The sequence below is a fragment of the Amycolatopsis thailandensis genome, assembly GCF_002234405.1.
GTDB lineage: Bacteria > Actinomycetota > Actinomycetes > Mycobacteriales > Pseudonocardiaceae > Amycolatopsis > Amycolatopsis thailandensis.
This window is the reverse complement of record NZ_NMQT01000029.1, coordinates 19,553-35,676: the sequence shown is the minus strand read 5'-3', so window position 1 is coordinate 35,676 and position 16,124 is coordinate 19,553. Positions and strand designations below refer to the sequence as shown.

15 protein-coding genes and 1 pseudogene are annotated in these 16,124 nt (G+C 70.2%); 6 read left to right on the top strand and 10 right to left on the bottom strand.

Translation table 11 applies throughout. The features are described from left to right. Positions 1-166: 166 nt before the first annotated feature. From CFP71_RS09100 to CFP71_RS09085, 4 genes and pseudogenes are all read left to right on the top strand, one after another. Complete coding sequence (locus tag CFP71_RS09100) at positions 167-967, top strand: GNAT family N-acetyltransferase (protein ID WP_093933388.1); 801 nt, start codon at positions 167-169, stop codon at positions 965-967. A 161-nt stretch (positions 968-1,128) separates the two neighbouring features. Continuing rightward, positions 1,129-2,100: a quinone oxidoreductase family protein gene (locus tag CFP71_RS09095; RefSeq protein ID WP_093933387.1), complete on the top strand. Its 972-nt coding sequence runs from the start codon at positions 1,129-1,131 to the stop codon at positions 2,098-2,100. A gap of 186 nt (positions 2,101-2,286) precedes the next feature. Next, entirely contained in the window at positions 2,287-2,607 is a 321-nt protein-coding gene (locus CFP71_RS09090; protein ID WP_093933386.1) for a hypothetical protein, read from the top strand. Positions 2,608-2,656: 49 nt separating this feature from the next. After that, positions 2,657-3,505 (top strand): annotated as a pseudogene (locus CFP71_RS09085) (DMT family transporter); the annotation flags it as partial. Between the two features lie 46 nt (positions 3,506-3,551). Here the strand turns inward: CFP71_RS09085 and CFP71_RS09080 are convergent. From CFP71_RS09080 to CFP71_RS09050, 7 genes are read right to left on the bottom strand one after another with little or no spacing between them, the layout of a single operon-like run. Then, positions 3,552-5,093 carry an FAD-dependent oxidoreductase gene (locus tag CFP71_RS09080; RefSeq protein WP_093933385.1) on the bottom strand — a complete coding sequence of 514 codons (1,542 nt, stop codon included), beginning with the start codon at positions 5,091-5,093 and terminating at the stop codon, positions 3,552-3,554. Beyond that, positions 5,090-5,788, bottom strand: a complete 699-nt coding sequence (locus CFP71_RS09075) for a class I SAM-dependent methyltransferase (protein WP_378274119.1) — start codon at positions 5,786-5,788, stop codon at positions 5,090-5,092. Before CFP71_RS09075 ends, CFP71_RS09080 begins: the two co-directional genes overlap by 4 nt. A gap of 5 nt (positions 5,789-5,793) precedes the next feature. Beyond that, a complete protein-coding gene (locus CFP71_RS09070) occupies positions 5,794-6,114 on the bottom strand; it encodes a lycopene cyclase domain-containing protein (protein ID WP_093933383.1) in 321 nt (106 codons plus the stop codon). Continuing rightward, positions 6,111-6,452: a lycopene cyclase domain-containing protein gene (locus CFP71_RS09065; RefSeq protein ID WP_093933382.1), complete on the bottom strand. Its 342-nt coding sequence runs from the start codon at positions 6,450-6,452 to the stop codon at positions 6,111-6,113. The genes CFP71_RS09070 and CFP71_RS09065 overlap by 4 nt, the downstream gene beginning before the upstream one ends. Next, positions 6,453-7,409 carry a phytoene/squalene synthase family protein gene (locus tag CFP71_RS09060; RefSeq protein WP_093933381.1) on the bottom strand — a complete coding sequence of 319 codons (957 nt, stop codon included), beginning with the start codon at positions 7,407-7,409 and terminating at the stop codon, positions 6,453-6,455. Beyond that, positions 7,406-8,923, bottom strand: coding sequence for a phytoene desaturase family protein (crtI, locus tag CFP71_RS09055; RefSeq protein ID WP_093933380.1), 1,518 nt, complete (start codon positions 8,921-8,923; stop codon positions 7,406-7,408). Before crtI ends, CFP71_RS09060 begins: the two co-directional genes overlap by 4 nt. Continuing rightward, on the bottom strand, positions 8,920-10,020 hold the full coding sequence (locus tag CFP71_RS09050; RefSeq protein ID WP_093933379.1) for a polyprenyl synthetase family protein: 1,101 nt from the start codon (positions 10,018-10,020) through the stop codon (positions 8,920-8,922). Before CFP71_RS09050 ends, crtI begins: the two co-directional genes overlap by 4 nt. Positions 10,021-10,211: 191 nt before the next feature. Here CFP71_RS09050 and CFP71_RS09045 point away from each other — a divergent pair, with 191 nt between their 5' ends. Both CFP71_RS09045 and CFP71_RS09040 read left to right on the top strand, forming a co-directional pair. Beyond that, positions 10,212-11,261, top strand: a complete 1,050-nt coding sequence (locus CFP71_RS09045) for a Rieske (2Fe-2S) protein (protein WP_093933378.1) — start codon at positions 10,212-10,214, stop codon at positions 11,259-11,261. Between the two features lie 422 nt (positions 11,262-11,683). Further along, a complete protein-coding gene (locus CFP71_RS09040; protein ID WP_093933377.1) occupies positions 11,684-12,949 on the top strand; it encodes an NAD(P)/FAD-dependent oxidoreductase in 1,266 nt (421 codons plus the stop codon). A gap of 45 nt (positions 12,950-12,994) precedes the next feature. On the opposite strand, the gene CFP71_RS09035 is transcribed toward CFP71_RS09040, so the two are convergent. The 3 genes from CFP71_RS09035 to CFP71_RS09025 are packed head-to-tail and all read right to left on the bottom strand — an operon-like array spanning position 12,995 to position 16,037. Beyond that, positions 12,995-13,459: a DUF4383 domain-containing protein gene (locus tag CFP71_RS09035; protein WP_093933376.1), complete on the bottom strand. Its 465-nt coding sequence runs from the start codon at positions 13,457-13,459 to the stop codon at positions 12,995-12,997. Positions 13,460-13,500: 41 nt separating this feature from the next. After that, the gene (locus tag CFP71_RS09030; RefSeq protein ID WP_093933375.1) at positions 13,501-14,553 is read right to left on the bottom strand and encodes a glycosyltransferase family 9 protein; all 1,053 of its coding nucleotides are present in this window, start codon (positions 14,551-14,553) and stop codon (positions 13,501-13,503) included. Next, positions 14,550-16,037: an HAD-IIIA family hydrolase gene (locus tag CFP71_RS09025; RefSeq protein ID WP_093933374.1), complete on the bottom strand. Its 1,488-nt coding sequence runs from the start codon at positions 16,035-16,037 to the stop codon at positions 14,550-14,552. The genes CFP71_RS09030 and CFP71_RS09025 overlap by 4 nt, the downstream gene beginning before the upstream one ends. Between the last annotated feature and the right edge of the window lie 87 nt (positions 16,038-16,124).

Genomic DNA, 16,124 nt, shown 5'->3' with positions numbered 1-16,124 from the left:
ATCGTCGCCTCCGACGGCGGTCTGGCCGCGATCCCGAACGCACCCGATTACGTGGCCGCGAAGCACGGCGCCGACGTACGCGCCGTGCGTCGTTCAACGCTAGTGGCGGCCGAAATCGGGAAATACCCTTGCTCTCGCAAGTGAGTGAAACCCGTTGGAGGGCCGGATGACGGATAGTGCGGAGTCGATCGAATCGATGCGGCAGCTCGCCGCGGTCTGGCGCCGGATGGTGCTGGACCGCGAACCGGCCGCGGACGTACGGGACCTTCCCGGTATCGCGGTGCGCTGGGCGGACTGCGGCTTCGTTTTCTGGAATTGCCTCACCCTCACCGAAACCGGTGTGAACAAGGTTCTGCTGGAACGCCGGCTGCACGAGGCCGCCGGGATCATGCGGGCGAAGCGGCGGAGTGGCTTCCTCTGGCTGTTCGAAGACCTCCTGGCTCCGGACGCCTTCGCGGAGCTGGACGCGGCGACGGAGCGTGCCGGGCTCAGCTTCGCGTTTCCCGGCACCGGCATGGCCGGGGATCTCCTTCCCATACCGGAACCGGCGCATCCGGAGCTGACCTTCCGGCGTGTCCAGACCGACGAGCAGCTGGAGGCGTACGCCGATCTCAACTCCCTGGCCTACGGATTCCCGCTCGAAGACGGCCGTGACGGGATCGGTGGCTCCAGCCTGTGGAAAGCCGACGTGCACGCCTATCTCGGGGTGAAGGATGGCAAGCCGGTCACCTGCGCGGCCGCGGTGGAACAGGACGGCCGCCTGTTCGTGATCCTGGTCGCGACCGCGCCGGGATTCGAACGCCGTGGTTTCGGAGAGGCGGTCACCCGCAAGGCGCTTTACGAGGGAGCGAAGGCCACAAGGCTCAAGCGTGCCGTCCTGCACGCCACTGTCGCGGGCGCGCCCGTGTATCCGCGGATCGGTTTCCGGCCCAATTCGGCGATCCGTTTCCTGACCGTGGCGAGCTGATCCCGGGTGCGCGGACAGGGTTCCATTTTCTGTACTTGCAGGTACAAAAAATGGCTCCTAGTCTCGTTCGAGTACGAGGTGATCGGGCGGGAACGCGGGATCACGAATTCTCGATTCGACGCCGATCTGCTCGGCGTGACGAAAGACAAGAGGAATTTGCGATGCGTGCTGTAGTGGTGGAAGAATTCGGTGGTCCCGAGGTGCTGAAAACGCGTGACCGGCCGGATCCGGTACCGGGGGCGGGTGAACTGCTCGTGGACATCGAGTTCGCCGGTGTCAATTTCATGGACACCGGATCCCGGGTCGGATACGGCCTGCCCAAGGGGCTTCCGTTCATTCCCGGGGTGGAGGGCGCGGGCAGGGTCGCGGCGATCGGCGCGGGTGTCACCGATTTCGCCGTCGGTGACCGCGTCGCGTGGGTCTACGCCTACGGCAGCTACGCCGAGCGGCTGGCGATCGCGGCCGACCGGGTCGTCCCGGTTCCCGACGAAGTACCCGGTGACGTCGCCGCCGCGATCATGATGCAAGGGCTCACCGCGCATCACTTCGTGACGGAGGTCGCCCCGCTGGAAAAGGGCCGGGTCGCCTTGGTCCACTCCGCCGCGGGCGGGGTCGGCCGGATGGTCACCCAGCTGCTGAAACTGCGCGGAGCGCACGTGATCGGCCTGGTGTCACAGGAGGAGAAGGTGCCGGTCGCCCTGGCGGCGGGTGCGGACGACGTGCTCGTCTCGACCGGCGGTGCCTTCGCCGAGCGGGTCAAGGAGCTCACCGGCGGCGAGGGAGTGCACGCGGTCTTCGACGGCGGAGGCGCCGCCACCTTCGACTCCTCCGTCGAGGTGCTGCGCCGGTCGGGCACGCTCGTCTACTACGGCCCGCTGATCGGCGACATCCCCCAGGTGCGGCTGACGGACCTGCCCAAGAGCATCAAGGTCTCCTACGCCGTGTTCGCCGACCACATCCACACGCCCGAGTTGCTGCGCGAACACGCCGGCGCCTTGTTCGAGATGCTCGGCGAGGGGAAGTTGAAGGTCGAGATCACGAAGCGCTACTCGCTGAGTGAAGCGGGACAGGCGCATGTGGACATCGAGTCGCGGCGCACTTCCGGGAAGCTGCTGTTGGACCCGCGCCGCTGACCGATTCTGTCGATCGGCTGTCGATGATCCCGCCGGTCTTGAGTAATCGCCGATATTGCGCTATTCGCTCCGTGTTTGTTCGAGCGAATGTTTCGAATGAACCGCTGAGCGGGAAAATGAACCATTCCTCGGCCGGTCATCCGGATGTTAGGATTTCGTCGTCGTCCATCGAGCGTGGGGAAAATAATGCGTTCCGGAAAAACCGTCCTTTCGTTCCTGCTGGCTTCGCTTGCCATTGTTGCGAGTGGTCAATTCTCCTCCGCCGCGGCGAGCGGCGCGATCCAGCTCTACTCCGGCGTGGCCTACACGGGATCGTCCGTGAGCGTCCCGGCGCAGCCTCGATCCTGCACGGAAGCACCTTTCGCCGTCCGCTCCGTCACGAATCTCACCGATGTCGACCTCTTCCTCTTCAGGGAGCCTGGTTGCCAGGGCGGCGCGTACGCCGTCACTTCCCTGCATCAGTCCGCGAACACGCTGGTGCCTTACCGGTCCTACCTCGTGAAATAGCCCGGACGGCGAGCGACGGCCCGCGGAGTCCGTTTGACATGCTGCCGGTGTGACCACCACGGAAACCCAGCCTGTTCAGACGTCCGCGGGCCAGGGAAGGGGCCTGGTCCTGGTGTGCCTGGCCGGCGTGCTCTGGGGCACGATCGGCCCGGCCATCCCGGTCGTCCACGACGCTTCGGGCCTTTCGCCGCTGGCCATCGGCGGGTACCGCGCCTTCTTCGCCGTTGTCGTCCTGGTGATCGCCGCCGCCGCGATGCGGCGGTCGCGCGACTGCGTGCGGCTCGGCAGGCGGCAGTGGCGGCGCGTGACCGCGGTCGGGGTTTCGACGGCGATCTTCCAGCTGTTCTTCTTCGTGGCCGTCCTGTGGACCGGGGTGAGCATCACCACCGTGGTGTGTCTCGGGTTCGCGCCGGTGCTGTTGCTGATCACCGGCAGCGTCCGGCGCCGCCGCAGGCCTTCCGCCTGCCAGTTCCTCACGGTCACGGTCGCGGTGACAGGGCTGCTGCTGGTCAGCGTCGTCGGCAGCCCTGACGGCGAATCGCCGTACCCCGTTCTAGGGGTGTTCGCCGCACTGGTGTCCGGGGCCGCTTACGCCTTCTCCGCCGAAGCCGCCGCGCCGCTGTCCTTACGGCTCGACACGCTGACCATGACCACGACGACCACCTGCGTCGCCGCGATGGTCCTCGTGCCCGCCGGACTGGTCGTGCCGTTGGCGAGCGGCGGCGGGATCTGGACCGCCGACCTCGGATCGTGGGCGCTGATCGGCTATCTCGGGGCCGTGACGATGGCGCTCGCCTACGCGCTGCTGTTCACCGGCCTGCGGACCACCCCCAGCGGCGCGGCGGTGGTGGCGACCCTGCTGGAGCCGGTCACCGCCGTCGTGATCGCCGTCGTCTTCCTGGGGGAGCGGCTGACAGTGGCCGGCGTCGTGGGTGTCGTGCTGATCATGGCCGCGATCGGCAGCCTGGGACGGCACTCGGCAACCGGTTCAGCAGGCCGATCCGGCCGTGGTTGGGGACCGAGCGGATCGGGTGCCCGGCGAGGCCCCACCCCCGGAGGAGCGAGTTGGCCGCGAGCCAGCCGGTGACGGCCGCGCGTTCCATGAGCGCGACCGGGAGATCGACGCGGATGCCGTCTCCCGCGAGCGCCAGGAACGCCTCCGGGGTCTGGACCGCCGGCCGTCGGGCGAAGCCGCCGACACCGAACAGCGGGCAGTCTTCGCGCCACAAAGTGTTCTCGCCGACGACGCGCGCGTCCCGGGTTTCCGGATAGATCTCGTGAAGGCGGGAGTCCAGGGCCTTCTCCAGGCCGCCCGAGTCCGTTGTGGAGGCCGCGTAGGCGTGTAGTTCCACTACCGACCCGCCGGTGCGGGCGGCCCAGCGGCGGGCTTCGCCCTCGTACCGGTCGAGCAGGCTGATGTTGTCCAGCGGCGGGACGCTGCCGGTGCCCAGGAACGGCGACCGCCGCGGTCCGGCCGGGCGGTCGAGCCAAAGCCGCCTGACCAGGAACGGTGGCGCGGTCCGCAGGTCCCCGATCGCGCGCCGCCAGTCCTCGGTGCCGACGGTGGAGGCACCGACGATCCGGCGCAGCCCGGCGACATCGCAGGCGAGCACCACACCGTCGAAGGTCTCCGTGCCTGTTTCGGTCGTGACCTCGAAACCGTCCGGTGTCCGGCCGAGGGCGGCGACCGTGGTGCCGGTGCGGAGGTCGGCCCGGCGACCGGCCAGATAGTCCGCGAGCGGTTCCCACAGCGCCTGGGGAAAAGGCTCGGTGGGCACGTCGAAGGTGAGACCCTCGCTGGAACCGAGGAAGTACAGGTGGAACATCGTCGCGAGTTCGGCCGCCGACAGCTCCTGTGGTTCCGCGAAGAAGCTGCGGGAGAACACTTCGAACGCGAGATGCCGCGCGGCCGCGGGGAAGTTGATCGATTCGAGGAAGGAGGCGGCGTCGGTGCGGTCGAGCAGGTGGTAGGTCCCGGGCACGCTGACCGTCGCCAGCGGCAGGGCGTTGCGGCCGTTGAGTCGCAGGAGGTCCTTCCACGTGAAGGTCGGGCTCCGCAGGGCGAACGCCATCGCGTTCCACGGTGGGGTGCGCGGAAGGCCGGCGAAGGTGTCGACACGTCCCTGTGGGTCGAGGAGCGGGTAGTCGGACAGCGGGGTCAGCCGGTCCAGACGAGGGTCGGTGCGCTTGAGCAGCGCGCGCAGGTTGTAATACTGGCGGAAGAAGGCATGGAAGCCCCGGCTCATGGTCACCGCGGTGCCGTCGGGCAGCCGGTCGCTCCAGCCACCGACTCGCCCGCCCAGGTGATCTTCGCGTTCGAAGACGGTGACGGCGACGCCGCGTTCCGCCAGGCCGGTCGCCGCGGTGAGCCCGGCGATACCGGCACCGACGATCGCCACGGTCGGGCGCCTGCCGAGCAGTCCGGCGTCGGCAAGGCCGGGCGACGCCGGGTGGGTGACGATCCTGGGATCCCGTGGCCGCGTCACGGCGCGGTCCCGGTGACGGTGTGGACGATGCCGCGCTGCCAGCCTGGGACGGTCTCGGTGCGGATGTCGATGAAGCCGGCGTCGGCGAGGCGGCGGCCGAGGGCGCCGATCCCGTCGAATTCGAGCACGCTGCGCCGGAGGTGCCGGTAGAGGGTCGCGTCGCCGGTTACGACCTTCCCGAGCGGAACGATCACCCCCGCGCACACGGCGTTCCAGATCCAGCGGGCCCGCCGGGAGTCGCGGACGGAGTATTCGTGCACGGCGATCCGGCCACCGGGCCGGAGCAGAGCGCGCAACCGTCGCAGTTGCCCGGTCGGGTCGGTGAGGTTGCGCAACAGGTACGCCGTCAGGATCCCGTCGAACGGCCCTTCCACGCCCGTCATCTCTTCAACGGGTGTGTGCACGAACTCCACTGAGGACGGCCATTCCTTGGCGCGGGCCCTGGTCAGCATTTCGCGCGACGCGTCGAACGCCGTGATCCGCGCGTCCGGAGCCACGGACAGCAGCGCGGCCGTCGACGCCCCGGTCCCGCAGCCCGCGTCCAGCAGGCGGGGGCCGGCCACCCCCAGCCGCCGGGCGGAGAGCCGGAGGTGTTCGTGGTAGCCGGGGTTGGCGCCGACCAGCCGGTCGTACCAGCGAGCCTCGGCGTCGAAGGCGGACGGGACCACGGCGCGGGGCAGGCCGTCCCTCGCCATCGCGTTCACGAAGCCTCCTCGCGCTGCCGGGCCCGTTCCCACACCAGCAGCACCGCCGTTACCAGGGCGAAGCCGAAAAGGAAGTCCTCGACCGGGATGTCCCACGGGAACCGCAGGCCGGTGATGTGCTCGGGCGAGTAGAGGACGATCGGGGCGGACAGCTTCGTCAGCCAGCCGTCGACGGGGATCTGGAAGCCGGTGACGATCACCATCGTCAGCCAGTACGCGGGCTTGCGGAACAACCCGGTTTTCAGCAGGACCAGTTCGAAGACCACCACCACGGCCACCGCGGCGACGGCCGGAACCGTGTAGCCCCAAGGGATCATCGTGCGGTCACCTTCCCGTTCCTTCGCCGGATCGCGGTGAGCGTGAGCTGGACGGCCTCGTAGGTCAGCACTCCGCAGACCGGGATGACCACGAAGAACAAGACCTCTTCCAGCGGGATGGAGAACGGCGCCATGACCCCCGTGACGAACTCGGGCGCGTAGCCCCAGACCCCGGCGGCGATCGCCAGCGCGTCCCAGATCAGGAACACGACGGCCATCGGCAGCACCGCGCGGGCGAGTCGCTTCGGACGCCGGTAGACGCGGGCGCCGGCGAGCTCCAGCGGCACCGTCACGAGCACGCACGCGGCCAGCACGATCAGATACTCGGCCTTGCCCATTCAGGCCACCGCCGGTCGTGGGGCGGAGTGCCGGACGCGGGCCCACTGTGAACGCGTCAGCGCACCACAGGCGACCGCGAGCCGTCGTCGCCGGGACACCGTGGCCCGGCCCGCGAACACGTCGTGGTCCGCGTCTTCGATCCGGTTCAGGATGCGGCCGTACAGGGTCGCCGCGGTGGCGACGCAAGGCCGCGACACCGGATGCAGCATCGCTATCCCCGGCCGGGCCTCGGCGTAGATCCGCCGCGTCACGGCGATCTGCTCCTTGATCGCGGCGCGCACCGGAGCGTCGGCCCGGCCGTGGCGGGCACACCACGAAAGCCGCTCGCGGTCGACGCCGTGTTCCGCGAGCTCGTCGGCGGGCAGGTAGACGCGTCCGCGCTCGAAGTCCTCGGCGACGTCACGAAGGAAGTTGGTGAGCTGGAACGCTTTCCCCAGTGCGGCGGCTCGTGGAGCGGCCTCCGCCCGCGACGAGACCGCTCCGAGGATCGGCAGCATCTGGAGCCCGATCACCTCCGCCGAGCCGTGCATGTAGACGTCGAGGTCGGCCCGGGTGGCGTAATCGGTCACGTGCAGGTCCATCCGCATGGACGAGAAGAAGGCGCGGAAGAGCCGCTCCTCCAGTCCGTACCTCGACGCCGTGTCGATCACGGCGGTCAGAAGTGGGTCGTCGCTTCCGCCGTCGCCGAGGTCGGCGAGGAATCGTCCCTCCACTTCGGACAGTCGTTCGGCCAGTGAACGGGGGGTGGCCTCCGGATCGGGCTCGTCGACGATGTCGTCCAGCCATCGCGCGAAACCGTAGAGCGCGTGCACGGCGGGCCGTTGCACCGGGGCCAGCATGCGGGTCGCCAGGAAGTAAATGCGACCGTGCCGGGCGTTGACGCCGCGGCACCAGGTGTAGGCGGTGCGCAGACCGGGGTCGTGGATCCCGGCCGCGTCGAGTTCGCGTTCGGTCATCGGCTCGCCTCCGTCGCCAGGTCGAGTACGCGCGAGCGGCGCCGTGCCGCCCCGGCGATCCGGTCGGCGGCCAGCCTGCCGGAGATCAGTACGGTCGGCACGCCCACTCCCGGCACCGTCGCGCCCCCGGCCAGGACGACGTTCTCGGTATCGCGCGGGAAGTTCCCGGGCCGGAACGGTCCGGTCTGGGCGAACGAATGCGCGTAACTGAACGGGGTCCCGGCCACCATGCCGCGGTCGGCCCAGTCGGCCGGGCTGACGATTTCGGTGAAGTCGGGTTCGAAATCCAACGACAGCCGGCGGCGTGCCACGGCGACGATCTCTTCGGCGTAGGGGCCCGCCTCCACGGCCCAGTCGGCCGGGCCGCGGTCGAGGTTCGGTACCGGGGCGAGGATCGAGTAGAGCTGCCGTCCGGCCGGCGCGAGACCGGGGTCGGTCGCGGTGGGCCGGGTGATCAGCAGCGACGGGTCGGTCATGCGGCGTCCCTCGGTGATGAGCTCGTCGAAGGTCGAGCGCCATTCCCGGCCGAAAGAGATCGTGTGGTGTCCGCTGTCCGGCCGCCCGCCGGGACCGCCGGTGTGCACGACCAGGGCCGACGGCGCGGGCCGCAGCGGGACCATCCGCTTCGGTACCCGGCCGAGCAGACGGTGACATTCGGGAAGTTCGGCCGTCAGGACGACGGCGTCACACGGATGACGGGTCCCTGAGGCCGTGCGGACCGCGCTGACCCGGCGGCCTTCCCGTTCGAGTGCCAGGACGGCGTCGCCGTAGTGGAACGTGACGCCGTTCTCGGCGGCGACCCGGGCGAGTGCCCGGGGGAGTGCCGCGACGCCGCCGGGCGGGAAGTAGACACCGCCGACGGTGTCCATGTAGGAGATCACCGCGTAGAGCGCCAGCGCCCGCATCGGTGACTCGCCCGCGTAGAGCGCCTGGAAGGTGAAGACCCGTTTCAGCCGCTCGTCGGACAGGAAAGTGCCGATCTTGGGGTCCAGCCGCCGGAAGCCGCCCAGCGCCGCCAGCCGGGCGAGGTCCGGCCGGAGCATGCCCAAGGGCGAGTCGATGTTCGAGTCGATGAACCGGTCGAATTCGATCCGGTAGAGCTGGGTCAGCCATTCACGGAGCCGGACGTAGCCGGTGGCCTCGGCGGGGCCGGCGAATTCCCGCACCGCGTCCGTCATCGCCGCGGCGTCGGTGCGCACGGGAAGCACACTGCCGTCCGCGAACCGCGCGACGTACGCGGGATCCAGCCGGGTCAGCGGCAGTTCCTCGGACAGGTCCGCCCCGACGGCGCCGAAGGTGTCCCGCAGGATCGAGGGCATGGTGAGCACGGTCGGCCCCGTGTCGAGCAGATAGCCCTTCCGATCGACCCGCCCCGCACGGCCGCCGGGGGCGGGATCCCGTTCGAGGACGACGACTTCGCGTCCGCGGCCCGCGAGGTGCAGTGCCGCCGCGAGGCCGGACAGTCCCGCTCCCACGACGACAATCCGGTCCGTCCGGCCACGTACGGTCCTCACTGGTCCCGCTCCGTGCACCGGGTGGCGAGCGCGGCCAGCGCGTCGGCCGCGGGACCGGGGAACACCGCCGGATCGATCGCGGCGAGCGCCTTGTCGGCCCGTTCCCGGATGAGCTCGCCGAGACGTTCGCGGGCGCCGGTCGCCTGGATCAGCGCACGCCACCGCGTGACGGCCTCGTCGTCCACTTCGGACAGCGCGAGCAGTTCGCCGAGTTCCGCACGCTGCCGCCGGTCGGCCCGTTCGGCGGCGAGGACGACCACACTGGACGCCTTGCGCTCACGGAGGTCGTCTCCGGAGGGTTTCCCGGTGACCGCCGGATCACCGAAGACCCCCAGCAGGTCGTCCCGGAACTGGAACGCCTCGCCGACCAGGCCGCCGTACTCGCCGAGCGCGGTGAGCACGGCAGGGTCGCAGCCCGCCAGCGCCGCGCCGAACTCCAGCGGCCGGCGCACGGTGTAATTGCCGGACTTGCGGCGCAGAACGTCCAACAGGGTGTCCCAGGATGGCAGCTCCCGCGCGTCGTTCACCAGGTCGGCGAACTGCCCCACGGCCAGTTCCTCGCGCATCAGGTCGTACCGCGGTCCGCCCCGCGCCAGTGCCTCCGCGTCCAGTCCCGATTCGCGCAGCATCCGCTCGGACCAGATCAGGAAGAGGTCGCCGGACAACGTCGCCGCGGCCTCGCCGAACCGGCGGGCGGAGCCGCTCCAGCCCTGCTCGGTGTGCCAGCGGTCGAAGCGGACGTGGAGGGCGGGGCGCCCGCGGCGCAAGGGGGAACCGTCCATGACGTCGTCCTGGGCCAGCGCGAAACAGTGCAGCAGCTCCAGGCTCGACGCCGCCCGCACCGCGGCCTCCGACTCTTCGGCGCCGCACCTCCAGCCGACATAGGCGAACATCGGGCGCAGGCACTTCCCGCCGCTCGCGAACTCGGGAAGGGCGAACTCCGCGAGTTCACCTTCGCGGCGGCCGGAGAAGCATTCGGCCGCCCGTTCGCGGACGAACGCGTGCGCCTCGGCCAGGCAGCGCTCGCCCAGCCCGTCCAGCACGGGAACGGAAGCCTCGTCGGGAGGCACCGCCTCCTTGGTCAAGGCCGACGTCATCCGAGTGGACCTCCTGCTCGCTGAAAGACGATCCGCAATCGCTTCAGGGGCGATTGCCGTTCGCCGGCGGGTACCCCTGTGTTCCCATTTCAACACCGTGATCACTCGACTGCCGGGCGAAGCGTTGCGGGATCGCTCCAGTGGCCTGAGGATGACTGTGGTGGAAGTAGTCGTCGAGCGGGAGAGCCACAGTGGATTTCAGGCACCGGGTGCTCGGGCGGTGGCCATCGACCTGGCCGGTCCAGCCCTTCAAAGAACCCGCCTGGGCCAGGCAGGAACCGACTTTTCGCGAATGCTCGCCCGCGCTGATCGACGCGGCCGTCAAGCGGGCCGACGCGCGGACGGCGGGCAACTGGTTCGTCGCGGGGGCCAGCCGGGAAATCAGCCGGGACGAACCGTTCGGGTTCCGGGTCGGCGGCCGCGAACTGGTGGGCTGGCGTGACCAGCACGGCGCGGTGGTCGTCGGCACCGGCGCGTGCCCGCATCTCGGCGCTCCGCTGGACCAGGCCCGTGTCCATTGTGGAGAGCTGGTCTGCCGATGGCACGGAATGCGCATCGGTCCCGAGCGTCCGGGTTGGTCGCCCTTGCCGTCCTTCGACGACGGCGTGCTCGTCTGGGTCCGGCTCGATCGCTTCGGCGGCGAGGCACCCACGGAAAAGCCCTTCGTGCCACCACGACCCGGCGGGGAGGCGGTAGTGGACGCCGTCGCGACCCTGACCGGCGTGTGCGAACCACTGGACGTCGTCGCCAACCGGCTCGACCCCTGGCACGGCGCCTGGTTCCACCCGTACTCCTTCACCAGGCTCCGCGTTCTGTCGGCGCCGCAAGGAAATGACGTCACCGATGCCGAGGACCGGTTCGTCGTCGAGGTGACCTTCCGGCTCGCGGGACGACTGGGGGTGCCGGTGATCGCCGAGTTCACCTGTCCCGGGCCCCGCACCGTGCTGATGACGATCGTCGAGGGCGAAGGTGTCGGCAGCGTGGTCGAAACCCATGCCACCCCGCTCGGGGCCGGCCCGGACGGCCGTCCGCGCACCGCCGTGATCGAAGCGACCATCGCCACCTCAGACCGGCCCGGTTTCGCGATGGCCACCAGGATCGCGCCGGCCTTGAGACCCCTCATGCGCCGCGCCTCCGCCCGGCTCTGGCGGGACGACCTCGCTTACGCCGAACGGCGTTACGCATTGAGAAGCGGTCAAAACCGAGCCCATCGCGGTGATGGGACGGTCAGCCGAATATAACGAGATCGTGAGTGATGAAGAGGGCTCTATCGAGGGGTGAGGCAAGTGTGGCGTGTTGTGTTTCCTGCTGAGCATGGCCTTCGCGGCACGGACCGAACTGGCCCCCGGAGCCGGTCGCGACCTCGACCGTCCACAAGGGACACCTGTTCCAGGTGAAACGCCCGTTTTGGGCAGTTTGCGCGGTATTTCGAAGGGGTCGTGAGTGATAAAGAGGGTTCTAACGCTCTTTATCACTCACGACCCCCGACAGAACGGGTCATATTGGCATCAATCGGGCGCTCAATCACCGTCCAGTGTCCCATGTGGACACTGGGCGACCAGTCCGGAACCCTGCCCTCAGGCAGCGAAGAACGCCTGCTCGGCAGGATCGCCCGTGCCATATCCGGCCTACCGCCCACAACAGAACCGAAGGAGCGCCGAAAATGGCTGCGCACGAAACCGAGGTCGTGATCGTCGGCGCCGGGCTCGCGGGTCTCTCCGCCGGGCTTTCGTTCCACCGCGCCGGAATTCCCTGTGTCGTGCTCGAAGCGGGGGACGAGGTCGGTGGCCGGGTACGCACCGACGTCGTCGACGGATTCCGCCTGGACCGCGGGTTCCAGATCCTCAACCCGGCCTATCCGGCGATCCGGCGTCTCGTGGACGTCGACGCGCTGCGGCTGGGACGGTTCTGGCGCGCGGTCCGGGTCGCCGACGGAGACCGGCTGAGCCTGCTCGGCAACCCGCTCGACGCACCGAAGGCCGTGCGCGACGTCGCCGCCCGGCGCCATCTTTCGGCCAAGGATCTCGCCGCACTCGGCGTGTTGACGGCCCGCGCCGCCGCGGGCCCCGCTCAGGCCATCGTCCGCGGTGAAGACCGCGCCACCCTCGACGAACTGCGCGGGGCCGGCCTGTCGGAGCGCGCGATCGACTCCGTGTTCCGTCCTTTCCTCTCCGGGGTCTTCCTGGAAGACGGTTTGTCGACATCCTCCCGGTTCTTCCGGCTGGTTTGGCGCACTTTTCTCCGGTCGGCGCCGTCACTGCCCGCCCTCGGGATGGGGGAACTGCCCCGGCAGCTGTCCCGTTCGCTTCCCTCGGCCACCGTGCGGACGGGAACGCCTGTCGAGGAAGTCCGGGACGGTCAGGTGCGGACCGCCGGGGGAGACGTCTGGAAAGCGCGCGCGGTCGTCGTCGCCACGGACGGGAGCACTGCCGCACGCCTTGTCCCCGGTGCCCCGGAGCCCTCCTGGAACAGCGTCACCACGTGGTACTTCACCCCGCCCCGATCGCCGCTGCGCGAGCCGGTGCTCGTGATCGACGGCCAAAGCGGCCCGATCCTCAATACCGCCGTCCTCAGTGAGGTGTGCCCGACCTACGCCCCCGAAGGCGCATGCCTCGTCAGCGCGTCGGCGCTCACGCCGCTCGGTGAACGGGACGTGAGGCGGGCACTGAGCCGGATGTACCGCACCGACGCGTCGCTCTGGCCGTTGGCAGGCCGGTACGAAATCCCCCGCGCGCTTCCCGCGATGCCGGCACCGCACGACTTCCGCCGTCCGATCCGGTTCGGGGAGACGACCTTCGTGTGCGGGGACCACCGGGACACGAGCTCTCTGCAAGGGGCACTGGCATCCGGCGCCCGGGTGGCACGAATGGTGACGGCCGGCTTCCCCCCAGGAGTTCCACCCTCACCAAAGGGAAGCCGGCCGTCTTGAAGCGCGGTGGGGTGCGTGCACACCGCCCACCGCGGTCGGGGCCCCTCAGACGGCGCGCGGCGACGCGGGACGACGGCCGATGGTCGCGGCGGCGGCGCCGAGGGCGATCATGCCGAGGGCGAGGCCGAGGTGCAGCCAGTTGTCGGCGGTGTTGACGGGCACGAAGTTCGCGGCGGAATCGTGGTCGATCACCAACCCGTAGAGCCACAACACGAGGTAGATCACGCCTCCGCCGATCAGGAAGCCGATCGCGCCGCGCGAGGTGCGGGCGAGCAGCAGCCCGGCGACGCCGAAGAGCAGGTGCACGATGTTGTGCAGCACCGAAACCATGAAGACACCGAGCAGCATCGCCGACGAATGGTGCCCGGCGAAGGTGAGCTGGTCGTAGTTCGTGGTCAGGCCTGGAACGAAGCCGGCGATGCCGACGAGCAGGAACACCACCCCGATGACGACCGCGATCAGCTGTGCGGGCGTCCGGGCGGTCCTGGTGGCCGCTGTGGATCCGGTCATGGCGAAATCTCCTCGATCTCGACGACGATTTTCGCTGATTCTCAAGCGGTACCCGGTGTGGTCCTGGCGAAACGGCGGGCTGAGATCGGGGCCAGGTCTTCGACGGCTTGGACGACCGCGGCGGGCGGGATACCGTCGAGGCAGGGGTGGCCGGGTACCGGGCAGACCCGGGCCCTGCTGCCGCGGCACCCGGCGTGCTGATCGCCGAGCAAGGCCGCCGGGACGCCGTAGGGGGCCCAGCGCGACGCCGGCACGACGGGAGCGAAAAGGGAGGCCACCGGGGTGCCGACGGCCGCCGCGAGGTGGGCGGGGCCGGTGTTGGGCGCGACCACCGCGTCGGCTCCGGCGAGTACGGCGGCCAGCTCGGACAGGCCGGTGCGGCCGCCCAGATCTCGCGCGCTTCCGGCGACCTCCTTGGTCAAGGCGCTTTCCGACGGCGAGCCGGTGACCACGACCCGGCGTCCGGCGTCTTGCAGCGCCCGGACTATCGCGGCGGAAGAGCCTGCCGAAGGCTGCCGCGCGGGAACGGAGGCCGAGGGGTGGACGACGACGTAGTTTTCGCCGTCCACGCCGAGGAGTTCGTCGACCGGGGGCAGCGGTCCGCGGATCGCGAGCCCGCCGTTGTCCCCGGCGGGCAAGGAGAATCCGGCCGCTCGCGCGAGGGACAGCATCCGCGCCGGTTCCGGTGGGTCCCCGGGCACGTGGTGCCGAAGGTCCAGCAGCGAGCCTGGATAGTCCTCACAGATCGCGCCGATCCACGGCACCCCGGCCATTCTCAGCAGCAGCGCCAGCGGCAGCGGGGACTGGTGGAACGACGTCAGGACGAGAGCGGAGTCGAGATCCAAGGACCGCAACCGCCGGACGAACGCCTCGGTCTCCTCCGGTTCCAGCGGCGACGGCTCGGGGTCGATCCACGGAGCGCACCAGGTGAGGTGCTCACCGACGCCGGGAAGCAGTTCGCCCGCCGCCCGCCCCCGCGGTCCGGTGAGCAGGACGACCCGCGCCGATCCGGCCGCGACGGCGCGGACGCAGGGGCCCGCGAGCAGGACGTCGCCGAGATTGTCCATCCTCGCCACCAGGACGTTCTTCGTCATCGTGAACCCGTGACGGCCAGGTGCACCGCTTCGGCGAGATCGCGGGCGACGGTCGCCCGCCGGTGGGCGCGATCGACCTCCTCGGACCGGGTGTACGCGGTGGGGACCAGTATTCCGCGGGCACCGGCGGCCGTCGCGGCGTCGACGTCGGCGCCGGTGTCGCCGATGACCACGCAACGGCGGACGTCCACGCCGAGCGCCTCGGCGGCCCGGCGCACCAGCCCGGGAGCGGGCTTCCGGCAGGCGCATCCGTCCCCGTCGTCGTGCACGCAGACCTGCCAGGTGCCGAAAGGCCCGAGGAGTTCTTCCACGCGGGCGTTCACCGCCGTCAGGCGTTCGGGCGTGATCAGGCCTTTGGCCACCCCGGACTGGTTGCTGACCACCCCGATCCGGATGCCCGCCGCGCGTACGTCGTGGAGAAGCTCTTTGGCGCCGGGAACGGGGCGGACGCCGTCGGGGTCGTCGAGGTACGGCACATTGACGATCAGGGTGTCGTCGCGGTCGAAGAGCAGTGCCCGCGGCCGCCGGGAGAACCGGTGCCGCAGTTCACCGCGCAAGCGGTGGTAACAGGCCGCGGGCGGGATCAGGACGCTGGTCAGCAGCATCCGGGTGACCTCGCCGGGGGTGAGCGGTCCGGACCTGACGCGGCGTCCGGCGAACTCGGCGGTCAGTCCGGCCCAGAGCCCGGCCGCCGCGGTGGCGGCCTTGCGTCGCCCGGACGCCAACAGGGCCGCCGCGCCCAGCACGCTCGCGGTGGTGAGGAGGTGCCGACCGAACCGTCCCTGCCCCGCTCCTGCCTGTTGTCGCCACAGCACGCCGTGGTTGTGGCGCATGAGCGCGTCGTCGGCGTTGCCGCGCTGGGCGCGCAGGCTGGCGAGCGGGCCGGCGCGTTTGGCCGGATGGGTGGTGATCCGCTCGCCCTTCGCGATCAGATAGCCCGCCTTCGTGACCTTCAAGGCCAGATCCGAGTCCTCCCGGTAGGCGCGCGGAAAGCGTTCGTCGAAGCCGCCGACCTCGGCGAGCACGGCCCGGCGATAGGCCATGTCCGCGGTGATCCACCTCGCCGTCTCCAGCCCGGCCGTCCCGCGTTCGTCGTCCGTGGGGCGGCGGTCCGGTGGCAGCGGGACCACGATCCTGGCCTGGGACGCCGCCGTCTTCGCGTCGAGGGCGCGCAGGTCTTCGACGAGTTCCCGCGCCCAGTCCGGACCGACCAGCACGTCGTCGTCGAGGAAGGCGACCCATTCGGTCGTCGCGCGCCGCCAGCCGGCGTTGCGCGCCGCGGCGGGACCCCGCCCGCCGCTCCGGATCACCTCCGTTCCCGCGGTCGCCGGGAAGAGCCGCAGGTCGGCGCCGTCAGGACGGTCGTCGACCACGATGATCCGGGCGGGCCTCGGCTCGCCGGCGGCCTCGATGCCGCCGAGCAGCCGGTGCAGGTTGTCGCGGCCGGTGGTCGGGATCACGATGGTGAAATCGAGAGGGCTCACCTGATCGCGATACCCCCGGTGGACGGCTCCAAACACGACCGTCCACAGTGGAGCGAGCCGGTGGCGGAGGTGTCATCGACGGGGAAC

Excerpts from the sequence above, each read along its gene's own strand:
- CFP71_RS09100 (WP_093933388.1), top strand. The coding sequence starts at position 167 with ATGACGGATAGTGCGGAGTCGATCGAATCGATGCGGCAGCTCGCCGCG.
- CFP71_RS09095 (WP_093933387.1), top strand. The coding sequence starts at position 1,129 with ATGCGTGCTGTAGTGGTGGAAGAATTCGGTGGTCCCGAGGTGCTGAAA.
- CFP71_RS09090 (WP_093933386.1), top strand. The coding sequence starts at position 2,287 with ATGCGTTCCGGAAAAACCGTCCTTTCGTTCCTGCTGGCTTCGCTTGCC.
- CFP71_RS09075 (WP_378274119.1), bottom strand. The coding sequence starts at position 5,788 with ATGGCGAGGGACGGCCTGCCCCGCGCCGTGGTCCCGTCCGCCTTCGAC.
- CFP71_RS09070 (WP_093933383.1), bottom strand. The coding sequence starts at position 6,114 with ATGATCCCTTGGGGCTACACGGTTCCGGCCGTCGCCGCGGTGGCCGTG.
- CFP71_RS09065 (WP_093933382.1), bottom strand. The coding sequence starts at position 6,452 with ATGGGCAAGGCCGAGTATCTGATCGTGCTGGCCGCGTGCGTGCTCGTG.
- CFP71_RS09060 (WP_093933381.1), bottom strand. The coding sequence starts at position 7,409 with ATGACCGAACGCGAACTCGACGCGGCCGGGATCCACGACCCCGGTCTG.
- CFP71_RS09050 (WP_093933379.1), bottom strand. The coding sequence starts at position 10,020 with ATGACGTCGGCCTTGACCAAGGAGGCGGTGCCTCCCGACGAGGCTTCC.
- CFP71_RS09040 (WP_093933377.1), top strand. The coding sequence starts at position 11,684 with ATGGCTGCGCACGAAACCGAGGTCGTGATCGTCGGCGCCGGGCTCGCG.
- CFP71_RS09035 (WP_093933376.1), bottom strand. The coding sequence starts at position 13,459 with ATGACCGGATCCACAGCGGCCACCAGGACCGCCCGGACGCCCGCACAG.
- CFP71_RS09030 (WP_093933375.1), bottom strand. The coding sequence starts at position 14,553 with ATGACGAAGAACGTCCTGGTGGCGAGGATGGACAATCTCGGCGACGTC.